At 62.9% G+C, this 21,207-nt stretch carries 21 protein-coding genes; 1 reads left to right on the top strand and 20 read right to left on the bottom strand.

What is annotated here, in order from left to right:
• Nucleotides 1–83: 83 nt before the first annotated feature.
• From L8F97_RS02175 to L8F97_RS02270, 20 genes are all read right to left on the bottom strand, one after another.
• Complete coding sequence (locus tag L8F97_RS02175) at nucleotides 84–2,336, bottom strand: xanthine dehydrogenase family protein molybdopterin-binding subunit (RefSeq protein ID WP_242147103.1); 2,253 nt, start codon at nucleotides 2,334–2,336, stop codon at nucleotides 84–86.
• Complete coding sequence (locus tag L8F97_RS02180; RefSeq protein WP_242146352.1) at nucleotides 2,336–3,319, bottom strand: FAD binding domain-containing protein; 984 nt, start codon at nucleotides 3,317–3,319, stop codon at nucleotides 2,336–2,338. Before L8F97_RS02180 ends, L8F97_RS02175 begins: the two co-directional genes overlap by 1 nt.
• A complete protein-coding gene (locus tag L8F97_RS02185) occupies nucleotides 3,316–3,837 on the bottom strand; it encodes a 2Fe-2S iron-sulfur cluster-binding protein (RefSeq protein ID WP_242146353.1) in 522 nt (173 codons plus the stop codon). Before L8F97_RS02185 ends, L8F97_RS02180 begins: the two co-directional genes overlap by 4 nt.
• A 278-nt stretch (nucleotides 3,838–4,115) precedes the next feature.
• Nucleotides 4,116–5,408, bottom strand: a complete 1,293-nt coding sequence (locus tag L8F97_RS02190; protein WP_242146354.1) for a metal-dependent hydrolase family protein — start codon at nucleotides 5,406–5,408, stop codon at nucleotides 4,116–4,118.
• Nucleotides 5,409–5,625: 217 nt separating this feature from the next.
• The gene (locus L8F97_RS02195; RefSeq protein WP_242146355.1) at nucleotides 5,626–5,949 is read right to left on the bottom strand and encodes a PilZ domain-containing protein; all 324 of its coding nucleotides are present in this window, start codon (nucleotides 5,947–5,949) and stop codon (nucleotides 5,626–5,628) included.
• 82 nt (nucleotides 5,950–6,031) lie between these two features.
• The gene (rpmE, locus tag L8F97_RS02200) at nucleotides 6,032–6,265 is read right to left on the bottom strand and encodes a 50S ribosomal protein L31 (RefSeq protein WP_242146356.1); all 234 of its coding nucleotides are present in this window, start codon (nucleotides 6,263–6,265) and stop codon (nucleotides 6,032–6,034) included.
• An 82-nt stretch (nucleotides 6,266–6,347) separates the two neighbouring features.
• Nucleotides 6,348–6,566, bottom strand: a complete 219-nt coding sequence (locus L8F97_RS02205) for a hypothetical protein (protein WP_242146357.1) — start codon at nucleotides 6,564–6,566, stop codon at nucleotides 6,348–6,350.
• Between the two features lie 8 nt (nucleotides 6,567–6,574).
• On the bottom strand, nucleotides 6,575–7,051 hold the full coding sequence (gene fabZ, locus L8F97_RS02210) for a 3-hydroxyacyl-ACP dehydratase FabZ (protein ID WP_242146358.1): 477 nt from the start codon (nucleotides 7,049–7,051) through the stop codon (nucleotides 6,575–6,577).
• Nucleotides 7,052–7,059: 8 nt separating this feature from the next.
• Nucleotides 7,060–7,782 carry an OmpH family outer membrane protein gene (locus tag L8F97_RS02215; RefSeq protein WP_242146359.1) on the bottom strand — a complete coding sequence of 241 codons (723 nt, stop codon included), beginning with the start codon at nucleotides 7,780–7,782 and terminating at the stop codon, nucleotides 7,060–7,062.
• Nucleotides 7,782–10,583, bottom strand: a complete 2,802-nt coding sequence (gene bamA, locus L8F97_RS02220; protein ID WP_409928992.1) for an outer membrane protein assembly factor BamA — start codon at nucleotides 10,581–10,583, stop codon at nucleotides 7,782–7,784. Before bamA ends, L8F97_RS02215 begins: the two co-directional genes overlap by 1 nt.
• A 70-nt stretch (nucleotides 10,584–10,653) precedes the next feature.
• Nucleotides 10,654–11,787, bottom strand: coding sequence for a M50 family metallopeptidase (locus L8F97_RS02225; RefSeq protein ID WP_242146360.1), 1,134 nt, complete (start codon nucleotides 11,785–11,787; stop codon nucleotides 10,654–10,656).
• Nucleotides 11,784–12,941 (bottom strand): 1-deoxy-D-xylulose-5-phosphate reductoisomerase, encoded by a 1,158-nt coding sequence (locus L8F97_RS02230; protein ID WP_242146361.1) that lies wholly within the window; start codon nucleotides 12,939–12,941, stop codon nucleotides 11,784–11,786. Before L8F97_RS02230 ends, L8F97_RS02225 begins: the two co-directional genes overlap by 4 nt.
• Nucleotides 12,941–13,696 (bottom strand): phosphatidate cytidylyltransferase, encoded by a 756-nt coding sequence (locus tag L8F97_RS02235; protein ID WP_242146362.1) that lies wholly within the window; start codon nucleotides 13,694–13,696, stop codon nucleotides 12,941–12,943. The genes L8F97_RS02230 and L8F97_RS02235 overlap by 1 nt, the downstream gene beginning before the upstream one ends.
• Nucleotides 13,697–13,731: 35 nt before the next feature.
• Nucleotides 13,732–14,442, bottom strand: coding sequence for an isoprenyl transferase (locus L8F97_RS02240; RefSeq protein WP_242146363.1), 711 nt, complete (start codon nucleotides 14,440–14,442; stop codon nucleotides 13,732–13,734).
• Nucleotides 14,443–14,468: 26 nt separating this feature from the next.
• Nucleotides 14,469–15,026: a ribosome recycling factor gene (frr, locus tag L8F97_RS02245; RefSeq protein WP_242146364.1), complete on the bottom strand. Its 558-nt coding sequence runs from the start codon at nucleotides 15,024–15,026 to the stop codon at nucleotides 14,469–14,471.
• Nucleotide 15,027: 1 nt separating this feature from the next.
• Nucleotides 15,028–15,699 (bottom strand): UMP kinase, encoded by a 672-nt coding sequence (gene pyrH, locus L8F97_RS02250; protein WP_277924741.1) that lies wholly within the window; start codon nucleotides 15,697–15,699, stop codon nucleotides 15,028–15,030.
• Nucleotides 15,700–15,920: 221 nt separating this feature from the next.
• Entirely contained in the window at nucleotides 15,921–16,859 is a 939-nt protein-coding gene (tsf, locus tag L8F97_RS02255) for a translation elongation factor Ts (protein ID WP_242146366.1), read from the bottom strand.
• Between the two features lie 87 nt (nucleotides 16,860–16,946).
• A complete protein-coding gene (gene rpsB / locus L8F97_RS02260) occupies nucleotides 16,947–17,795 on the bottom strand; it encodes a 30S ribosomal protein S2 (protein WP_242146367.1) in 849 nt (282 codons plus the stop codon).
• 399 nt (nucleotides 17,796–18,194) lie between these two features.
• On the bottom strand, nucleotides 18,195–19,007 hold the full coding sequence (gene pssA / locus L8F97_RS02265; RefSeq protein ID WP_242146368.1) for a CDP-diacylglycerol--serine O-phosphatidyltransferase: 813 nt from the start codon (nucleotides 19,005–19,007) through the stop codon (nucleotides 18,195–18,197).
• Between the two features lie 27 nt (nucleotides 19,008–19,034).
• Nucleotides 19,035–19,763 (bottom strand): phosphatidylserine decarboxylase, encoded by a 729-nt coding sequence (locus L8F97_RS02270; protein ID WP_242146369.1) that lies wholly within the window; start codon nucleotides 19,761–19,763, stop codon nucleotides 19,035–19,037.
• A 123-nt stretch (nucleotides 19,764–19,886) separates the two neighbouring features.
• Here L8F97_RS02270 and L8F97_RS02275 point away from each other — a divergent pair, with 123 nt between their 5' ends.
• The gene (locus L8F97_RS02275) at nucleotides 19,887–21,110 is read left to right on the top strand and encodes an NADP-dependent isocitrate dehydrogenase (protein ID WP_242146370.1); all 1,224 of its coding nucleotides are present in this window, start codon (nucleotides 19,887–19,889) and stop codon (nucleotides 21,108–21,110) included.
• The last annotated feature ends 97 nt before the right edge of the window (nucleotides 21,111–21,207 follow it).

Consider the following 21,207-nt stretch of genomic DNA (forward strand, 5'->3'; position numbering starts at 1 on the left):
TCAACTAAGATGACCTTAAGCAGGCGCGCGGATGTCCCGTAGCAAGGGCATCCGCGCGTTTCCGTGTGGCCGTTGCGATCGGGTCAGACGGGCTGACCCTTTTGTTCAAGCTCCATCATCCCGTGAAGGACCTTGTCGAGCGTCAGTGGGTAATCGCGCACCCGCACCCCACACGCGTTGTAGATTGCGTTGGCGATCGACGCGCCCGCACCCGAGATGCCGAGTTCGCCAATGCCCTTGGCATGCAGCGGGTTAGCGTGATGGTCGCGCTCGGACACGAAGTGGACTTCCAGCTGAGGAACGTCCGCATTCACCGGGATATGATATTCGGCAAGGTCGTGGTTGACGAGCTTGCCGTTGCGCGTGTCGTGCAGAACCTCCTCCGTCAGCGCCGCGCCGATGCCGAAGGTCATTCCGCCGAGGCACTGCGACCGGGCGGTCTTCTCGTTGAGGATCCGCCCGGCAGCAAAGACCCCCAGCATTCGGCGAACGCGGGTTTCGCCAGTCACCGCGTTGACGGCGACCTCCGCGAAATGCGCGCCGAACGATGCCTGGGTCACCGCATCCTTCTGCTTGCCCGGACTGATCGAACCCGTCGCTTCCATCCCCTCGCCGACGATCTCCGAGAGCGGGACGGAGCGGTTGCCCGCGATGGCATGACCATCTTTCAGCGTCATCGCATCCGGCTCCACACCGAGTGCCTTTGCGATCTGCCGACGCAGTTCCTCGCACGCGAGATATACGGCCGACCCGGAGCCACACGCGCCCCATGACCCGCCAGACCCGTTAGACGCAGGCAGATCGCTGTCGCCCATCCGGATCTCGATCACGCGCGGATCCAGGCCGAGCAACTCACCGGCCACCTGGGACAGCACAGAATAGGTCCCGGTGCCGATGTCCGTCATTGCTGTTTCGATCATCGCGTGCCCAGAAGCGTCGATCCGCACGCGGGCTTCTTCCTGCTGCAATATGTTGCTGCGAGCCGCGCTGGCGACGCCCATACCGATCAGCCATTCGCCTTCGCGACGTTGACCCGGCCGCGCGTGTCGCGCGTCCCAGCCGAAACGCTCGGCACCCTCGTCAAGACATTGGCGCAGCGACCGGGACGAATACGGAATGTTCTTCTCGGGGTCGACGAGTGGTTCGTTGCGGCGCCGCAGTTCAATGGGATCGAGTTCCATCTTCTCGGCGAGCATGTCCATCGCGACTTCAAGTGCCAGCATACCCGATGCTTCTCCCGGCGCACGCATCGAGCCAGACAGGACGAGGTTCAATCGCACCTGATCATGCGTGATGAGCCGGTTCTCGCCCGGATACAGGAAGTGCGTTCCAATACCCGATGGCTCAAAGAAATCTTCGCCCGGAAGATTGGACGTCAGCGTCTCATGGCCGATGCCGATCAGTCGCCCGTAAGCATCGGCAGCCAGCCTGATGCGCTGCTCGGTGTTCGAGCGGCGTACGGTGGCGTCGAACACCTGCTGGCGCAGCATCACCGCCTTGACCGGCCGGCCGAGCCGCTTGGCAGCGATTGCCGCTGCGGTCGTCTCCGGTGCGATGCCAAGCTTCGAACCAAAGCCGCCACCGATGTAGGGCGCGACGATCCGCACCTTGTCCTTGGACAAGCCAAGCGCATCGGCAAGCTGCATCGCATCTTTGGTCGGGATCTGGTACGCGCCGTACACGATCAGCTTGTCGTCCTCCCACATCGCCACCGATGCGTGCGGCTCCATCGCCGCCGAGTTCTGGCTGGGGGTGGTGAACGTCTCGTCCACGGTGGTGGCCGCTTCTGACATTGCCGCCGCAATGTCGCCCTGCGAGAAGTGGGCGGGCGTGTTGTTCGGTGGCGGCGTATCCGTTTCGCTCTTGTGCGCCGCGAAGTCGAAGCGCCCTTCCCCGTTTTCATAAGCTACGGGAAGCTGGATCGCTGCGTCGCGCGCGGCCTCATAGTTTTCCGCCAGCACGATTGCGATCACCTGACCGAAATACGCGATTTCTTCCACACCCTGCGTCGGCGACTTGGTCTCGCCGCCCTGCCCGGAGTTACGGATGAAAGCTTTGTAGTCCGTGACGACGTCGATCACGCCCGGTAGCGATTTGACCGCATCGGCATCTATCGACACCACGCGGCCCGACGCGATCCGGGCTCCGACCAGCACGCCATACACCATGTCGGGGAAGCTGTACTCGGCCGAATAAGGCGCTTGGCCCGTGACCTTTAGCGGCCCTTCGTAGCGATCTAGCGGTTTGCCGATGACGTTTTGCGCACCGAGGTCGAGCAGGCTGGTGGGCTGCGCTTCGTCCATGCGCAGTTTATTGGTGTGGCCGAACCCGAACATCATTCAACTCCCGTCAGTTCATGGAGCGTCGCCGCGAGAGTCCGCCGGGCGAGCGGGATTTTGAAATCGTTATCGCCGAAGCCACGGGCCTCGGCGACGAGCGCATCCGCCGCCGCATTGAAGACCGACGCGGTCGGCGCTTGCCCGATCAGCGCCGTTTCAACAGCCGTGTCGCGCCACGGCTTGTGCGCCAGCCCTCCGAAAGCAAGCGCAGCCGAGGCGATCCGGCCATCCTGCACGTCGACGACACCGGCGACAGAAACCAGCGCGAAGGCGTAGGAGGCGCGATCTCGCACCTTGCGATACGCCTGCCGGCCGGCTGGTGGAGCGGGCAGCTCGACATGGGTGATGAGTTCGCCCTGCTCCAGCACCGTGTCGATATGGGGTGTGTCGCCTGGCAGGCGATGAAAGTCGCCGATCGCGATACGGTTGCTGCCACCATCCGCCTTCACCGTGACGACCGTCGCATCGAGCGCACGCATCGCCACAGCCATATCACTTGGGTGCGTCGCGATACACTGGTCGCTGGTGCCCAGCACCGCCAGAATGCGATTGACGCCGCCGATCGCGGAGCAGCCGCTGCCGGGATCGCGCTTGTTGCACGGCGTAGCGACGTCATAGAAATAGTAACAACGCGTGCGTTGCAGCAGGTTGCCGCCGGTGCTCGCCTTGTTCCGCAATTGTCCGGTGGCACCAGCCAGCAGCGCCCGGCTCAGTACAGGGTAGCGCGAGATCACGCGCGGGTCGGCGGCAAGATCGCTGTTCGGCACCATCGCCCCGATTGTCAGGCCGCCGTCATCCCGTTCCACGATCTGGGCGAGGTCGAGACGGCTGACGTCGACGAGCCGCGCGGGTGTCTCGACCTGCAACTTCATCAGGTCGAGCAGGTTCGTACCACCGGCAATAAAATGCGTGGTCGGCTCGGTCGCCGCTGCTGCCGCCTGTTCTGGGCTTTCCGCCAACAGATAGTCGAACGTCTTCATGCGGCGACCCCCTCTTTGGCATCAGCGTCACGGAGAGAGACTTCGGTGATCGCATCGACGATGTTCGGGTACGCGGCGCAGCGGCAGAGGTTGCCGCTCATCCGTTCGGATATTTCCGCGTTATCGAGCGTGACGTTCTCCAGATCGGCGGACACATGGCTCGGCCAACCTTTCGCAGCCTCGTCGAGCATACCGACCGCCGAACAGATCTGGCCCGATGTGCAATAGCCGCACTGATAACCATCATGATGCAGGAACGCTTCCTGCATCGGGTGAAGCGCCTCGGGATTGCCCAACCCTTCGATCGTCGTGATCTCATCGTTCTGGTGCATCACCGCGAGCGACAGGCAACTGTTCACACGGCGGCCATTAACGAGCATGGTGCACGCCCCGCACTGGCCGTGATCACACCCCTTTTTCGAACCGGTGAGGGACAGATGCTCCCGACACAGATCGAGGAGGCTGGTTCGGATGTCCACGTCCACTTCGTGAACCTGTCCGTTGATGTTGAAGCGCATCTTTGTTGCTCCCCTATGGCATGTCAGACACGCTGACGCCGACTGCCCGCGGATTCTAGTGGGTCGGATCAGGCGTGGAGCCGCAACCTCCCGGGACGCTGCCCCACGTGCTAATCCGTTGACCAGAGCGTAACTCACGAAGCCGCCGTCGGTTGCTTCCGCCGGTACACAGTGCGACGCTATGCGGCCCAAGCCCGCCGAATGATACGCGGGCTATCGCGCGGCACTGGCGCACGAAAGTGCGAGCATGTGCGGTGACGATGTTTCGCAGCCTATTATTACAATCGTGGCATACCGATGCCGGCACTGTCCGGGAGAATATGGCCGCCCTTCATTACCAATCGGACATGACGAACCGCCCCCACGTTCACGGTTGGATCGCCCTCCACGGCGATGAGATCGGCGAGCAAGCCCGGCTTCACAGCGCCGACCCTGTCGGAGAGATGCAGCCAACGCGCATTGCCCCAGGTTGCCGCGATCAGCGCCTGAGCAGGCTTCATCCCGGCGGCGACCAGCAATTCGATTTCGCGTGCGTTGCTGCCATGCGCGAAGACACCGACGTCGCCGCCCATGCAGATCGGCACGCCTGCCGCCAGCGCCAGCCGAAAGCTCGTTCGGTTCAGTTCGACCGATGGCGGCGCGGGTTCGCTACCGTTCCAGCCGCGATACCGCGCGGTAGCATCGGACGCGGCGAGCGTCGGACATAACGCGATATGCTTGGCAGCCATGCTCGCGAAAATCTCCTGCGTGCCGCCGTACCCATGTTCGATGGTGTCGACGCCCGCAGCCACCGCCCGGCGCATGCCCTCGGCCGTGGCGGCATGAACCGCCACCGGCCGGCCGGCATCATGCCCGGCCGCGACCGCTGCCTGCATTTCTTCGAGACTCAGCGTCGCGTGGCTTTCTTCGCCCGGGCGCCAGCGGTAGTCGGCGTATAGCTTGATCCAGTCCGCGCCGGCCGCGATTTGCCTGCGCACTGCGGCGACGATCTGATCGACGCCCGAAACCTCTTCGGCGCCCTGCGGGATGACGACGCCCGGTTCGAAACCCTTGGGGCCATATGCGCCGAGCGCGACGATAGCGCGCGTCGCAACGGACAGGCGTGGCCCGGGCACGATCCCCTGATCGATCGCAGCCTTCAACCCAACATCCGCAAAGCCTGCTCCTTCCGTGCCGAGATCGCGTTCGCTGGTGAAACCTGCCAGCAGAGTCGCCTTGGCATTCGCCACTGCGCGCGCCGTGCGCAGCGCCAGCGGCTCGTGCAGGACCTGATCGTCCCAAGTCGTTTCGTTGTACGGATGGAGAAACAGATGGCTGTGCCCCTCGATCATCCCGGGCATCAGGGTGTCGCCTGCGAGATCGATGATCTGCGCCCCTGCGGGCACCGGCAGATCGGCTCCCACCGCGACGATCTTGTCTCCGGTGACGATCACTTGCCACCCGGCGTGCACCTTCCCGTCGACGCCGTCGAATATCCCTGCGGGCTTCAAAACGACCGACACAGGGTCGGACGCCCTTGCTACGACCGGAGTTGCCAACATCATCGCCACCATGATCGTCAGCAAACGCATAGACCCCCCCCTGATTTACTTCGCGGAGCAGACGATACGGCGCTTTGCCCGGCACGCAACGCCCGGACGTGCACTAGCGGTAACTATTTAGGAGGGGGACGAAGGTCGCGCGGTGCCTGGCCTCAGCAGACGACGTGACGGCATGGAAAGCATGGCTGTTCCGGCACCATCGCCTCTTAAAAGGCTGCCCAAGTCATTAACGATGACCGCCGAGCGATCAGCCGCGTCCATGCGCTGCGGCAAGACTATCGATGGCGATGTGACCAAGCGGCTGATGAAACTGACAGCCCGCGACGTAATCGTCAGCCCACATGATCGTCGCGCTGATCTGGCCGACCTTGGGAAGCGTAAGCCAGATCATCGATCCCGCCTTCATCGGGGAGTAGGTGTGCAGCCGCGCGCCGTGTAGAGAAAGATCCGTAATTTTGCAAAGTGTGCGATCAAGCCCGCCCCGCCCGATCTTGGCATCCAGCGAAACCGGTGCACGGGGGCTGCGACGGCGACCATCGCGTTGGGCAGGCTCGTATTCGGCGGCGATCATGGCTTCCCCTCCCGTGCAAGCGCTGCGACGGAAGGAGAAGCTAATCCGCGACGGTTAACGTGCCGCTAACGTGATGTAGTGCTTACTTCTTGCCGCTCAGCGAAATACCGCCGAAACGCTTGTTGAAGCGTGCCACCTGACCACCGGCGTCGAGCATCTGGCCCTTGCCGCCCGTCCATGCCGGATGCGCGAGCGGATCGATCTCGAGCTGCATCAGGTCACCTTCCTTGCCCCAGGTCGAGCGCGTCTCGAACGTGGTGCCGTCGGTCATCTGGATCTTGATCATGTGGTAGTCGGGGTGCGTATTGCTCTTCACGTCGTATCTCCGGGAAAATGTCGCTGGTTACCGACCAGCCACGAAGGCGCGGCCCGTATCAGAGCCGCGCGGTATGTGCAACTCAGGCCTGCCGCGCCTTGAGCCAGCGGATCAACGCCGTGACCGACCAGATCGCCTCGACCACGCCAAACGGCCAAGCCCCTTGCAGGAAACCATAGATCGAACCCAGCACGCAGCCAGCCGCGAAGCCCAGTATCCACCAGGTCGATCGCGCTTCAAGGGCATAGCAAAGCAACGTGAAAGACAGCGAGACGAGCCCGAAGCACGTCAATCTATCCATCCGGTGTCCTAAACCTTGGGCGGATCGGCGATCATCGCGGTGAAGTTCGCCTCGGCAGCAAGCTGGCCGTCGATGGTCGCGCGGCCAGCGAACTTGCAGACGCTGGCACGCTTCTGCACGAACTCGACCTCGAGCTTGAGCAGCACGCCCGGCTCAACCGGCTTGCGAAACTTCGCACCGTCGATCGCCATGAAGTAGACGAGCTTGCCCGACCCCGCGAGGCCGAGACTTTCGACCGCGAGGATGCCGGCGGCCTGCGCCATCGCCTCTACGATAAGCACGCCCGGCATGATCGGACGACCCGGGAAATGCCCCTGGAAGAAGTTCTCGTTGATCGTCACCGCCTTGATTGCCGTAATCGACCGGTCGAGGATGATCTCCTCGACACGGTCGACCAGCAGCATCGGGTAACGGTGCGGCAACGCCGCCATGACCCGCCCGATATCGAGCGGTCCAGTGGCGCGCTGTGCTGCGTCGTCGCTCATCGTGACGATCAGCGGCCCTGCGGCGCGTTCTTCGGCGCCGCACCGGCGGGAGCAGCGGCACCGCCCTGCTGACGCTGCATCGCGCTGTAGTAAACGAGCTGCTGATACCGCTGGAACAGCTGCCCGGTCTGCTGGCTCGGCTGCCAGTTGGCGGGCGGCGTGACCGACACAGTCGGCGTTTGACGATCGAGCTCGGCCTTGATTTCGTCAGTCAGGTCGGCGGCGGGCGTGTTATACTGCACCGCGCCGGCCGAGAGCAGCAGGCTGACCTTCTGCGAAGCGACGACTGACTTCATCGCGGTCTCATACTTCATCGAAATCTGCTCGATCGCATAAGCCTGCGCCAGCGTCGCGGGTGCGCGCAGACGGCTGACTTCCTGCTGACCGGCCTTCTGCGCGGCTTCGAGGCGCGCCAGCACTGGGCTCTTGGCAGCCTGCGCTGCCTGAACCTCGGCGTCGGACAACTGCTTGTCCTTGTTCGTGTCGAGCGGCGCCCAGATCGTGGCGAGTTCCGTGTCGAGCGCCTGCTGACGCGTGCGCGCCTGATCAAGCTGTGCCTTGTAGGTCGTCGCGATCGTCTGGTTGGCGGCGTCGAGCGCCTTAGCGCCGAGGATCACCGACTCCGGGTCGGCAAAACCGATGCCGGAAACCTGCGCGTTCGCCTGCGCGGCGATGAACGCTGCCGGCGCGGCGATCGCGCAACCGAGCAATACCTTCTTGAACGTGTTCATCAGAATTGTGTCCCTACGTTGAATGTCACAAGCTTGGTGTCGTCGCCCTTAACCTTCAGGAGCGCGTATGCAACGTCGATCCGCAGCGGCCCGAACGGCGAATTCCAGTTTACCCCGGTGCCGATCGACAAACGCGGCTTCGGCGAGTCACCGAGGAATTCCTCAAGGAAGGGCGAGGTGGGGGTGGTGTAAAGCGTGTTGATCGAAGAGCCGACGCACGTTCCGCCCGCGACCGTGGAATAACCGACCTTACACGTCGTCGTTGCGTTCGGCGCGCCTGCATCGGTCGACGGCACGACGTAAAGTTGCTGGCCGTTCGCGGCGAACCCAGGCGAGTTCAGCGGCAGAACTGTCACGCGACCGGTAACCGGATCGATCGTCGTCGGGAACGTCGCGCTCGGCAGCGGACGCGTAACCCCCCAAAGCGCGCCGGCCTGCACGTAGATCGACGGACGAAGCCCAAGTTCGCGCGCGCCCGAGCCAAGCGGGATCTGCATTTCCAGTCTGGCATTATAGTATTTGGTGCCACCAAGCGCGTCGTCGACGATGCTGTTGCGATCGGTGACGAGCGTCTGGTTGCCGGCTGCGTCCGTGGTGTACGGCGTACGCTTCACACGCGGGCCGATACCGCGAATGTCGAAGCCGGGGAAATCCGGTTCGCCCAGATAGAAGCGATCGGTGATACGGATCGGGTCGACGCCGGCGGGCTTCTTGCCTTCCAGCGAGAAGATATAGCCGCCCTCGACATGCGCGGAGACGATGAATCCGCTGCCGAGGTTCTTGTATTTGGTGCCGTCGACGCGCGTGCGGATGTAGCGCACATCGCCACCCAGGCCGGCGAAATCCTGGCTGACGCTGAACTTCTGGCCTGCGGTCGGTCGAAGCCGGCTGTTGGTGGAATCGAAGATCAGCGAATAGCCGACGGACGAGGTCCAACGGTTGCCAAGCGCACTGCACAGATACGAACCCGCAGTGAGTACGTTACAGGTGCCGTCCGCGTTGAAATACGTCGATGCGAGGCCGACCTCGTCGTAGGTCAAACCATACCGCGCCGCGAGCGACCAATATTCGGTGAGCGGGATGCCGGCGCGAAGCTGGAAGCCGGTCGAGACCTGCGTATAGGTGGTCTGACGCGTATCGCCAGCGAAGTTGAACGCGTTGTAATCGCGCCGGAAGATATCGCCGCCGATCGCGATGTTCTTGTTGAACAGATACGGTTCGGTAAAGCCGAGATCGATCGACTTGGAATAATAAGAATAGTTGACGCTGGCGCGCAGCTCCTGCCCCTTGCCGCGGAAGTTGCGCTGGGTGATCGACGCCTGGATGATGAAGCTCTCCAGACTCGAATAGCCCGCCGACAGCGACAGCTCGCCGGTCGACTTCTCCTCGACGTTCGCGTCGAGCACCACACGATCCGGCGCGGACCCCTGGCTCTGCTTGATCTCGAACTTGTCCTGGAAGAACCCAAGCGAGTTGATCCGGTCCTGCGACCGCTTGACCTGGAAGCTGTTGAACGCGTCACCCTCTGCGAGACGAATTTCGCGGCGGATCACCTTATCCTGCGTCTGCGTGTTTCCGGTGACGTTGATGCGCTCAACATAGGTGCGCTTGGCTTCGGCGATGTGGAAATTGATCCCCATCGTCAGCGCTTCCTTATCGCGCGTGAACTCGGGGTTGGTATCCGCGAACGCATAGCCGACCAGACCGGCCGACTGGTTCAGGCTATCGACGGTGTCCTCGACCTTCTTGGCGTCGTACCAATCGCCCTTCTTGATGGTCAGGCCGGCGGCGACCTTCTTGTTGTCGAAATCGCGAATGTCGCTGTCGACGGTCACGTCGCCGAACTTGTAGCGCTTTCCTTCCTCCACCACGTAGGTGATGATGAAGTCCTTCTTGTCCGGCGTCAGTTCGGCCACGGCGGAGGTCACGCGGAAGTCGGCATAGCCGTTGGTCAGATAGAACTGACGCAGCTTCTGCTGATCGTAGGCGAGACGATCCTGATCGTAGCTCGTGTTCGAACTGAGCAGCGTCGTCAGGCGCGCTTCCTTGGTCGCCATCTGGCCACGCAGCGTCTTGTCGGAGAACACCTCGTTGCCGAGGATGTTGATCTGGCGGACCTTTGACTTCGGCCCCTCGTTGATCTCGAAGATCACGTCGACGCGATTCTGGTCGAGCGTGACCATCTTCGGTTCGATCGCGGCGGCGAAGCGGCCCTGCCGGCGATACAGCTCGACGATGCGCGCGACATCCTGGCGGACTGCGGTACGCGTGAAGATCTGGCGCGGCTTGAGCTTGATCTCCTTGGTGATCTTGTCGTCCTTCAGGCGCTTGTTGCCCTCCAGAATAACGCGGTTGATGATCGGGTTTTCGCGGACGCGCAGCACGATGTTGCCGCTTTCGACACCGCTGATTTCGACGTTGGCGAACAGATCGCTGGCGAGCAGATCCTTGATCGCCTGATCGAGCAGTTCGTTGTTGTAGGGTATGCCGACGCGCAGCTTGGTATACGACAACACCGTCTCGGGCTCGATCCGCTGCGAGCCTTCGACGCGCAGCGTCAGGATCTTCTTGGCGTTCGGATCGCTGACGACGACCGCCGGACCGGTGGACGGCGCTGGCGGCATCGGGATCGGTTCGGCCACGCCGCGCGGTGCCCCGCCACGCTGGCCACCACCGCGATGACCGCCGCCGCGCATCCCGCCCTGGGCATCGGCCGCGCTCGGCATCGTGGAAAGCACCGTACCCGCCAGAAGCGTGACGAGCGCATGCTTTCCGAACGTCGAAACCTTGATCGCTGTCACTTCCCACCCCAAATCGGAGAAATCATACTCGCGGACCGCAACACCGCGGGACCGCCCTGCCTCACCTTCGTCAACCGATCAAGCCGGCGAGGTTCTTCCAGAGCCCAAACGAGCCCAGATCATTGAATGTCACCATCAGCATCAGCGCGAGCATCGCCGCGAGCCCGCCGCGGAACGCCCATTCCTGCACCTGCACGGGGACGGGCCGCCGTCGCACTGCCTCGATCGCGTAGAAGAACAGGTGGCCACCGTCGAGAACCGGCACTGGCAACAGGTTGATGAAGCCCAAATTAATCGAGATCACCGCGATCATCCAGATCAGAGCGGGTACGCCTAGTGACAGTTGCTCGCCGGACACCTTGGCGATGCGCAATGGGCCGCCAAGCTCGTCTACCGACCGGCGGCCAGTCAGGATCTGACCAAGGCCATCGAGCGTCCCACGCAAGATTTCGCCGGTCATTCTGATCCCGATGAACGGTGCCTCGAGCGCGCCGACCGGACGCAGTACCGGCTTGGTCGGGCCGATACCCAGCAGCCCCCGCCGGAACTCATTGCCGAACGCATCGCGCTGAACGAGCGCGCCGATCGTCACATCGCGGCTCATGATATTGTCGGCCCGCACGAAACGCACCGTGACGCGCTCATCGGGACGCAAGGCGGTGAATTGCGCAAGATCGGAAAACGTCGAGACAGCACGTCCGCCGAGACTGGTGAGGCGGTCGCCCGGCTGCAATCCTGCCACCGCCGCCGCGCTTTTGGGTTCGATCGTACCGATTACGGATGGTGTCGCGTCAACGCCGTAAGCGAGCGCGAAACCGGCGAGGATCAGGACGGCGACGATAAAATTGGTCACCGGCCCGGCCGCGACCACGATCGCGCGCTGCCACACCGGTCTTGCCTGCAACGTTCGTGCGCGTTCCTCCGGTGGAAGCATCAGCCACTCTTCGCCAGGCTGGCTTGCGGCATTCATGTCGCCGGCGAATTTCACGTATCCGCCCAGCGGCATCCAAGAGAATTTCCACCGCGTGCCGCGCTTGTCGGTAACGCCAAACACTTCCTGCCCGAAACCAACCGAGAACGCGTCGATCTTTACCCCGAACAGCCGCCCGGCGAGGTAATGCCCCATTTCATGCAGGAAGATCAGCGGGCCGATCACTAGCGCGAACGCCAGCACGGTCAACAGGAAGCCGGGGCTATGGGTCACTGGGCGCAATCCTTCACTCGCTCGGCCGCGACCCTGCGCGCCTCCCCGTCGACGGCAAGCACGTCGGCGAGTGCCCCAGGCGCGGGCGGATCGTAGCGCCCCAGCGTATCTTCGACGATTGCGGCAATTTCGAGGAAGCCGACCTGCCCATCGAGAAACGCCGCCACCGCGATCTCGTTGGCGGCGTTGAGGATAGCCGGGCGCGCACCGCCCGCATCGAGCGCCTCGCGAGCCAGCCTCAGCGCGGGGAACCGCGCGGCATCCGGCGCTTCAAAATCGAGCCGACCGATCTTGACCAAATCGAGCGGTGCCATCGGCGTCGTCATCCGGTCGGGCCAGGCAAGGCAACTCGCGATCGGTACGCGCATGTCGGGTGGTCCAAGCTGCGCTAGCGTGGAGCCATCGACATATTCAACCATCGAATGGATCACCGACTGGCGGTGCAGGATGATCTCGATCGCGTCGTACGGCACCGGGAACAGCCGGGCGGCCTCGATCAGTTCCAGCCCCTTGTTCATCATCGTTGCCGAATCGATCGAGATCTTGGCGCCCATCGACCAGTTCGGGTGCGCGACCGCTTGCGCTACCGTGACCTCACGCATCCGATCGAGCGACCAGTCGCGAAACGGGCCGCCGCTCGCGGTAAGGATGATCCGGCGTACGCGACTCGGTCGCGCCACATCGAAACATTGGAAGATCGCATTGTGTTCGGAATCCGCCGGCAACAGCGTCGCGCCGCTCTTTTCCGCCGCCGCCAACACGATCTCGCCGGCTGAAACCAGCGGCTCCTTGTTGGCGATGATGACCGTGCGACCCTGGTTGATCGCCGCCAGTACCGGTTCCAGCCCAGCACAGCCGACGATCGCACCCATCGTGATATCCGCGCCGAGATCGGCGCTATCGCGGACCGCCTGCGCGCCGCCCGCCGCCACGATATCGGTACCGGCCAGCGCCGCGCGAAGTGCGCCGAGGCACGCCTCGTCCGCGACAACAGCGCGCTTTGCACGAGTGCGGATCGCCGCCTCGGCAAGTTTGTTGACGTCGCGATGCGCGGTGAGCGCAAGCACCTGAAACGCATCGGGTTCGCGCTCGATCAGGTCGAGCGTCGAGGAGCCGACGGAACCCGTCGCGCCCAGAATCGTAACCGTCTTCATCAGAAATAGAATCTCGGCAAAATGACCAGAAACGCGGCCACCGGCGCTACGGGAACCAACCCGTCGAGCCTGTCTAGCACACCTCCGTGGCCGGGGAAGATGTTGCCGCTGTCCTTGACGCCAGCGCGGCGCTTCAACCAGCTTTCATAGAAATCACCGGCCTGAGCGATGACCGCGAGGAACGGCGTCGCCAGCGTCAGCCGTAGCGGCAGGCCATAAGCGTGATGCATCACCGCGCCGAACACGCCTGCGAACGCCATGCCGCCGATCAGCCCGGCCCACGTCTTGTTGGGGCTGATCGCCGGTGCGATCTTTGGCCCACCGATCAACCGGCCTGCGGTGTAGGCACCGATGTCGCACGCCCAGACCGAAGCCAGCACCCATAGCGTGAAGACAATACCCTCTTTTTGTTCGCGGATCGCCAGCAACGCGAGAGTAGGCATGCCGACGTAGATTGCGCCGGCCGCAAGCATCGGGCGCTGCGTGACGATTACGATGAAAAACGCAGCGCCGATTAGCAGGCCAAGGGTAAAGAACCCCGGCCCCGCCATGATCGGTGCCATCACGGACAGGGGCACGAAAAGTGCAAACTGCCCCAGCCGCTTCAGCGATGGCGGGGTCTTCATCAGATCTGACCACTCGGCCATCATCAGCAGACCCAGCGCGACGCACACCACCCAGAAAGCGATGTCACCCGCGACGATCGTCGCCAGCGCGACCGCGATAAGCGCGATGCCGACGACGATCCGGAGCATCAGTTCCGAAGGCCGCTTCGGCGTAGACCGCTCGTTCACAGGCCCCCGAACCGGCGCTGCCGCTGGCCGAAGATTGCGATCGCGTCGGCGAGCGCGTCACCGTCGAAATCGGGCCACAGCGTTTCCGTGAACAGCAGCTCGGCGTAGGCCGCCTGCCACAGCAGGAAGTTCGACAATCGCACCTCCCCCGATGTGCGGATCAGCAGGTCGAGCGGCGGCAGATCATAGGTGTCGAGTTGCGATTCGATTAGCCCGGTATCGATCTCAGCCGGGTCTAGCTCGCCCTGCATCGCGCGCTCGGCAAGGCGCCGCGCCACGTTGGCGAGTTCTGCCTGTGACCCATAATTGAGCGCGACCGCGAGGAGCGGGCCGGTGTTGCCAGCGGTGCGGGCGATCGCGTCGTCCACCATCACCACCAGGTCGGGCGAAAACCGCCGATAGTCACCGATCACCCGCAACCGCACGTTCTCTCGGACCAGTTCGTCTAGATCGGAACGGATGAACACGCGCATCAGCGCCATCAGATCACTGATCTCATCCTCCGGGCGGCGCCAGTTCTCCGAGGAAAAGGCATAGAGTGTCAGCGCGTCGATCCCCATCGCGCGGGCGGCGCGGGTGACGCGGCGTACCGCATCGATGCCAGCCTTGTGCCCGGCGACACGCGGCAGAAAACGCTTCTTCGCCCAACGGCCGTTGCCATCCATTATGATCGCGACGTGGCGCGGAATCGCCACACCGTCGGCCATTTGCGCAGCCGGGGCGGGCCTTGTGCTCACTTGCCCAGGATTTCCTTTTCCTTCGCCGTCGCCGCGGCATCGATGTCGGCGATCGTAGCGTCGGTCAGCTTCTGCACTTCGGTTTCGAGGCGCTTGCGCTCGTCTTCCGAAATCACGCCCTTCTTCTCGTCGGTTTTGAGGCTGTCCATGCCGTCGCGACGCACATTGCGCGCGGCGATACGAGCGCCCTCGGCATATTTGCCGGCGAGCTTGGCAAGCTCCTTGCGGCGCTCTTCGGTGAGATCCGGGATGGGCAGGCGCAGCGTCTGGCCGTCGACGATCGGGTTGAGGCCGAGGCCGGCCGAACGGATCGCCTTGTCGGCCGGGCCGACGTTGGTCTTGTCCCACACCTGCACCGAAATCATGCGCGGCTCCGGCACCGACACCGTAGCGATAGTGTTGAGCGGCATGTGCGCGCCATACACCTCTACCGTAACGGGATCGAGCAGCGAGACCGACGCACGCCCGGTGCGCAGACCGCCGAGATCGCCCTTGAGCGCCTCGACACTGCCGCTCATGCGACGTTCGAGATCAGCCTTGTCATAAGCGGCCATGTTATTCTCCTTGAGCCTGAACGACCGTCGAAACGCCCTCACCGCGTAGCACGGCGGCGAAGTTGCCGTGTTCGCGGATGTTGAAGACGACGATCGGAATGTTGTTGTCGCGGCACAGCGCGATCGCGCTCGCGTCCATCACCTTCAGATCCTGCGCGAGCACGGTGCTGTAACCAACGGTTTCAAAACGCTTCGCGGCCGGCACCTTTTTCGGATCGGCATCATAGACACCATCGACTGAAGTGCCTTTGAACAGCGCATCACACTTCATCTCGGCCGCGCGCAATGCGGCGCCGCTGTCAGTGGTGAAGAACGGGCTGCCGACGCCGGCGGCAAAGATCACCACCCGGCCCTTTTCGAGGTGCCGCTCCGCACGGCGGCGGATGAAGGGTTCGCACACCGATTGCATTGGGATCGCCGATTGCACGCGGGTGTCGACGCCGATCTGCTCAAGCGCGTTCTGTACCGCCAGCGCATTCATCACGGTGGCGAGCATACCCATGTAATCGGCAGTCGCGCGCTCGATGCCCTTGGCAGCGGCAGACAGGCCACGGAAAATATTGCCGCCACCGACCACGACGCACATTTCATATCCGGCAGCGCGGGCATCGGCGATCTCACCGGCAACGCGAGCGGTGACGACGGGATCGATCGACAAGCCCCCCTCGCCCATCAGGACTTCGCCCGATAATTTCAACAAGATGCGTTTGAATCTAGGATCGCTCACGGGATTCCATCGTGTTGAGGGGGCGGGGTGCGGGCCGGACCTTAGTCGCGGCCTTCCGCGATTGGAAGCGCGGAAACCGTGCAGACATTTTCAGCATGTCGTGCAGGCGAAACCGTACGCCCGCTGTCGTCGTACGACAGCGGGCGGACCGGCACTCAGGTGCGGGCTTACGCCTTGGCGGGAACGCCCGAAGCAGCGGCGACTTCCGCCGCGAAGTCGCTGACTTCCTTCTCGATACCTTCGCCGAGCTGGAAGCGGACGTAGTCGGTCAGAGTGATCGGCTTGCCGGCGGCCTTGGCGGCGGCGGCGATTACGTCCTGCACTGGGGTCTTGCCGTCCATCACGAATGCCTGCGTGAGCAGCGCGTTTTCGCGGATGAACTTGTCGACCGGGCCACGGATGATCTTCTCGGCGACTTCCGGCGACTTGCCGGCGATCTTGTCGGCGTTCTTCTCCTTGAAGATCGCAGCTTCGCGCTCGATCACGGCCGGGTCGATGCCTTCGGCGTTGAGCGCGAGCGGGAATGCAGCGGCGATGTGCATCGCGATCTGCTTGCCGAGCGGCTCGAGCACGTCGGCACCCGCCTCGCTCTCCAGCGCGACCAGCACGCCGATCTTGCCGAGGCCCGGCGCCTGCGCGTTGTGGATGTACGGCACGACTGCGCCGGCGGTCACTTCGAGGCGCTTGGCACGGCGGATTGCCTGGTTCTCACCGATCGTGGCGATGTTGGTGACGAGAGTCTCCTCGACGGTCTTCTCGCCGAGCGAGGTCGCCTTGATCGTCTCGACATCGTCGCCCATTTCGAGCGCCACCGAGACGACATCGCGGACGAACGTCTGGAACTGCACGTTCTTTGCTACGAAATCGGTTTCCGAATTGACCTCGACGGCGGCGCCCTTGGTGCCGGACACTTCGACGCCGACCAGACCCTCGGCCGCGGTGCGGCTCGACTTCTTGGCGGCGGCGGCGAGGCCCTTGGCGCGCAGCCAGTCCATCGCGGCATCCATGTCGCCGGCAGCTTCGGTCAGCGCCTTCTTGCAATCCATCATGCCCGCGCCGCTTTTCTCGCGCAGGTCCTTCACCGCAGCGGCTGTAATATCGGCCATGTCTAATTCCTCATCAGGTTTTGCAGATATGAGAATGGACGGAGTAGGGCCACGCCCTACCCCGTCCATATGTCAGTTCAACGACGCTCAGGCGTCGAGCTGGCGCTCGGTCTCGGCAGCCATCTCGGTAGCGACCGGCTCGGCGATTGCCGGCACGTCGCCCGGCTCGGCCGCCGGGGTTTCGACGGTCAGCGCTTCCTCAACCGGGGGCTGCTCCATCGAACCGAAATCGGTGCCACGACGGGTCGCCTGCTCGTGGCCACCACGCGTCGCGGCGATCGCAATCGCTTCGCAGTACAGACGGATCGCGCGGCTGGCGTCATCGTTCGCGGGAACCGGAAAGGCGATGCCGTCCGGCGACACGTTCGAGTCCAGGATCGCAACGACCGGGATGCCGAGCGTGTTAGCTTCCTTGATCGCCAGCTCTTCCTTGTTCGCGTCGATCACGAACATCACGTCGGGGATGCCGCCCATGTCGCGAATGCCGCCGAGCGACAGCTCGAGCTTGTCCTTTTCACGGGTGAGCTGAAGCACTTCCTTCTTGGTAAGGCCGTGCGTGTCGCCCGAAAGCTGCTCTTCGAGTGCCTTCATGCGCTTAATCGAATTCGAGATCGTCTTCCAGTTGGTGAGCATGCCACCCAGCCAGCGGTGGTTGACGAAATGCTGGCCCGAACGACGCGCGGCATCGGCAACCGGCTCTTGCGCCTGGCGCTTGGTGCCGACGAACAGAACCTTGCCGCCAGCGGCGGTCGAGGCGCTGATGAATTCGAGCGCGCGTGCGAGCAGCGGAACGGTCTGCGAAAGATCAAGGATGTGGACGCCGTTACGGTCGCCAAAGATGTAAGGCTTCATCTTCGGGTTCCAGCGGTGCGTCTGGTGGCCGAAGTGCGCGCCCGTTTCGAGCAATTGCTGCATGGAAACGACAGGTGCCGCCATGTGATATTCCTTTCCGGTTATGCCTCTGGGAAGCGTGTGATCCGTGAGGGCTACCCTCTGGACACCGGTATATGTGCTTCCCATGCGGTGTTGAGACGCGGCCGTTAGCGTGCGTCGCCACCAAAATCAAGCTTGACACTAAGTACAAATGCGGAACATAACCGGCTCAACAACGGTACAGGGAACAAACCTGTGGGTAAGTTGCTTTAACCATCAGATTTTTAACGGCGTAATCAAGGATTTGGGCGATGATCGCAGTTATCGACAGCATGACGTTCGCCGTTGCCTTTGCGGCTTCGGTCTGGGTTTTCGCATTCACCTTGGTACCGGCGCTTCCGCGGATCGCAGCGATTTTGCGCGGCGAAGCAGAGTACGAGGCTGCTAACGCGTTCGTGGCGGTCAGTGATCGCCGGGTGCGGACGCGAGCACGCCCGGTGCAACGGGTCCGGTTGGTATCGCTTCGCGAAGCCGCTTGACCCGGCGATAGCTGCGAATGCTGAACGGCAGCGTAGCAAGATACGCTACGCACAGTGCGGACAGCGTATACCATGGCGCCGAGATGAGCGACGCGCCGAGCAGTACCACCACCGCAATCGCCTCGAAACGAATGTGATCGCGAAGCTTCAACGAACTCCAGCTGAACGTCGCGACACTGGAGATCATTAGTATCGCGATCGCGGCGACCCATGGTATTACGACCACTGGCGACCTTAGCCACGTCTGAGCACTCCAGAACGACACATACATTGGCAGCATCGCCAGTGCCGCCCCAGCCGGCGCGGGCGCGCCGGTCAGAAATCCAGCGGATTTATGAGGTTGTTCGCGCACATCGATGTTAGCATTAAAGCGCGCCAATCGCAGGGCGCAGAACACCGCAAAAACCAAGGCACATAACCAGCCAACGCGCGGCACATCCTTGAGCGACCAGAGATACAGAATGATCGCGGGCGAGACACCAAAGGAAATCGCGTCGGACAAAGAGTCGAGTTCTGCCCCGAAGCGACTCTCGCCACGCACCAATCGCGCAACTGTACCGTCAAGACCGTCCAGGACGGCAGCGATCATGATCATCGCCACTGCCGCCTCCCAGTCTGCGGAAATGGCATAACGGATGCCGGTCAGGCCGAAGCACAAGGCCAATGCCGTTACGGCATTTGGAGCAACCGCGCGAAGCGGTAAACCGCGCCGGGATTGACGTAGTGGACGACGCATCTCAGCCGCGCGCCTTGAACGGGCGCGTCACTGCGAAATCCCGACAGCAACGGTACCGCCCAAGCGGCCCAATACCGTTTCGCCCGCAATGCTGCGTTGTCCAAGTGCCACTTGGCAGGCACAATCCTCGGGCAGGAAGACATCTACGCGGCTGCCGAACCGGATCAGGCCGACCCGCTGACCGCGAGCGATGATGTCGCCGGCCTTGACGAACGGCACGATCCGACGCGCGACCAACCCTGCGATTTGCGTAAACCCGACCCGCTGGCCGTTACGGTCCTCGACGACGATATGCTGGCGCTCGTTCTCCTCGCTCGCCTTGTCGAGGTCGGCGTTCAGGAACTTACCCGAGATATAGACCACCTGCCGGATTGTCCCCGCGATCGGCGTGCGGTTGATATGCACGTCGAACACCGACATGAAGATCGACACACGGACCAGCGGGAGTTCCCCCAGTCCGCCCGGTCCGGCGATCTCGCGCGGTACCGGCACCCGCTCGATCATGGTGATGAGGCCGTCGGCCGGCGCAATAACCAGTCCCTCACCCTGCGGCGTAACGCGGATCGGGTCGCGGAAGAACAACGCCACCCATGCTGTGACGGCGATGAGTGGCCACGTCAAAACTGGCACGAACAGCCACGCGACAAAGGTGATGACGGCGGCGATCGCGACGTATTTGCGACCCTCCGGGTGCATGTCGGCAAAACGCCATTTGACGGTCGAAGTCGCGATTTCGGGTTTATCGAGAGAAGGCATAGCGGCTGACCTAGGCGCTCACGCACCTCAACACAATTCCCTGTCGCGTGCGCCCAAGCGGTTGATCCCGCGCCACCATACCCGTAGACGCTGGCCAAACCTCCTCCTGCAAGAGAGACATTAATGGCGAAGATCAAGGTGAAGACGCCCGTCGTGGAGATCGACGGCGACGAGATGACGAGGATCATCTGGCAGTGGATCCGCGAGCGGCTCATCCTTCCCTACCTCGACATCGATCTCGAATATTACGATCTCGGCGTGCAAAAGCGCGACGAGACCAACGACCAGATCACCATCGATTCGGCCAAGGCGATCCAGAAGTACGGCGTCGGCGTAAAGTGCGCGACGATCACTCCGGACGAGCAGCGCGTCGAAGAATTCGGTCTCAAGCAGATGTGGAAGTCGCCAAACGGCACGATCCGCAACATCCTCGGTGGCACGATCTTCCGCGAGCCGATCGTGATCTCGAACGTGCCGCGCCTGATCCCGGGCTGGACCAAGCCGATCGTCGTCGGCCGTCATGCCTTCGGCGACCAGTATCGCGCCACCGACTTCCTCGTCCCCGGCCCCGGCAAGCTGCGCCTCGTGTTCGACGGTGTTGACGGCACCAAGATCGATAAGGAGGTGTTCGACTTCCCGTCGCCGGGCGTCGCGCTGGCGATGTATAACCTCGACGATTCGATCCGCGACTTCGCACGCGCTTCGATGCACTACGGTCTGAACCTGAAATGGCCGGTGTACCTGTCAACCAAGAACACCATCCTCAAGGCCTACGACGGCCGCTTCAAGGACTTGTTCGCGGAAGTGTACGAGACCGAGTTCAAGGACAAGTTCAAGGAAGCCGGCATCACCTACGAGCATCGCCTGATCGACGACATGGTCGCATCGGCGCTGAAGTGGAGCGGCGAATTCGTTTGGGCGTGCAAGAACTACGATGGCGACGTGCAGTCGGATCAGGTCGCGCAAGGCTTCGGATCGCTGGGCCTGATGACCTCGGTGCTGCTCACGCCGGACGGCAAGACCGTCGAGGCCGAAGCCGCACATGGCACCGTTACGCGCCACTTCCGTATGCATGAGCAGGGCAAGGCGACCTCGACCAACCCGATCGCATCCATCTTCGCGTGGACGCGCGGCCTGATCTATCGTGGCAAGTTTGACGGCACGCCCGAGGTTACCAAGTTCGCCGAGACGCTGGAGCGGGTCTGCATCCAGACGGTCGAGAGCGGCAAGATGACCAAGGATCTCGCGCTGCTGATCGGCCCGAACCAGGCGTGGATGACGACCGAGCAGTTCTTCGAGGCCGTTCGCGTGAACCTGGAAGCTGAAATGGGTGCGATCACCGCCTGATTTGCCAATCCCGCGAAGCATTAAAGGAGCCGCTCGCCTTCGGGTCGGGCGGCTTCTTTGTTTGAATATCCACGTAATCGCCACAGTCGCCGGCTGA

Source organism: Sphingomonas sp. BAUL-RG-20F-R05-02 (assembly GCF_022662305.1).
Taxonomy (GTDB): domain Bacteria; phylum Pseudomonadota; class Alphaproteobacteria; order Sphingomonadales; family Sphingomonadaceae; genus Sphingomonas.

Excerpts from the sequence above, each read along its gene's own strand:
- L8F97_RS02240 (WP_242146363.1), bottom strand. The coding sequence starts at position 14,442 with ATGGCCGACGGTGTGGCGATTCCGCGCCACGTCGCGATCATAATGGAT.
- L8F97_RS02195 (WP_242146355.1), bottom strand. The coding sequence starts at position 5,949 with ATGATCGCCGCCGAATACGAGCCTGCCCAACGCGATGGTCGCCGTCGC.
- L8F97_RS02230 (WP_242146361.1), bottom strand. The coding sequence starts at position 12,941 with ATGAAGACGGTTACGATTCTGGGCGCGACGGGTTCCGTCGGCTCCTCG.
- L8F97_RS02205 (WP_242146357.1), bottom strand. The coding sequence starts at position 6,566 with ATGGATAGATTGACGTGCTTCGGGCTCGTCTCGCTGTCTTTCACGTTG.
- L8F97_RS02175 (WP_242147103.1), bottom strand. The coding sequence starts at position 2,336 with ATGTTCGGGTTCGGCCACACCAATAAACTGCGCATGGACGAAGCGCAG.
- L8F97_RS02270 (WP_242146369.1), bottom strand. The coding sequence starts at position 19,763 with ATGCCTTCTCTCGATAAACCCGAAATCGCGACTTCGACCGTCAAATGG.
- L8F97_RS02235 (WP_242146362.1), bottom strand. The coding sequence starts at position 13,696 with ATGCTCCGGATCGTCGTCGGCATCGCGCTTATCGCGGTCGCGCTGGCG.
- L8F97_RS02215 (WP_242146359.1), bottom strand. The coding sequence starts at position 7,782 with ATGAACACGTTCAAGAAGGTATTGCTCGGTTGCGCGATCGCCGCGCCG.
- L8F97_RS02190 (WP_242146354.1), bottom strand. The coding sequence starts at position 5,408 with ATGCGTTTGCTGACGATCATGGTGGCGATGATGTTGGCAACTCCGGTC.
- rpsB (WP_242146367.1), bottom strand. The coding sequence starts at position 17,795 with ATGGCGGCACCTGTCGTTTCCATGCAGCAATTGCTCGAAACGGGCGCG.
- frr (WP_242146364.1), bottom strand. The coding sequence starts at position 15,026 with ATGGCCGCTTATGACAAGGCTGATCTCGAACGTCGCATGAGCGGCAGT.
- L8F97_RS02180 (WP_242146352.1), bottom strand. The coding sequence starts at position 3,319 with ATGAAGACGTTCGACTATCTGTTGGCGGAAAGCCCAGAACAGGCGGCA.
- fabZ (WP_242146358.1), bottom strand. The coding sequence starts at position 7,051 with ATGAGCGACGACGCAGCACAGCGCGCCACTGGACCGCTCGATATCGGG.
- pssA (WP_242146368.1), bottom strand. The coding sequence starts at position 19,007 with ATGCGTCGTCCACTACGTCAATCCCGGCGCGGTTTACCGCTTCGCGCG.
- L8F97_RS02185 (WP_242146353.1), bottom strand. The coding sequence starts at position 3,837 with ATGCGCTTCAACATCAACGGACAGGTTCACGAAGTGGACGTGGACATC.
- L8F97_RS02275 (WP_242146370.1), top strand. The coding sequence starts at position 19,887 with ATGGCGAAGATCAAGGTGAAGACGCCCGTCGTGGAGATCGACGGCGAC.
- pyrH (WP_277924741.1), bottom strand. The coding sequence starts at position 15,699 with ATGGGCGAGGGGGGCTTGTCGATCGATCCCGTCGTCACCGCTCGCGTT.
- tsf (WP_242146366.1), bottom strand. The coding sequence starts at position 16,859 with ATGGCCGATATTACAGCCGCTGCGGTGAAGGACCTGCGCGAGAAAAGC.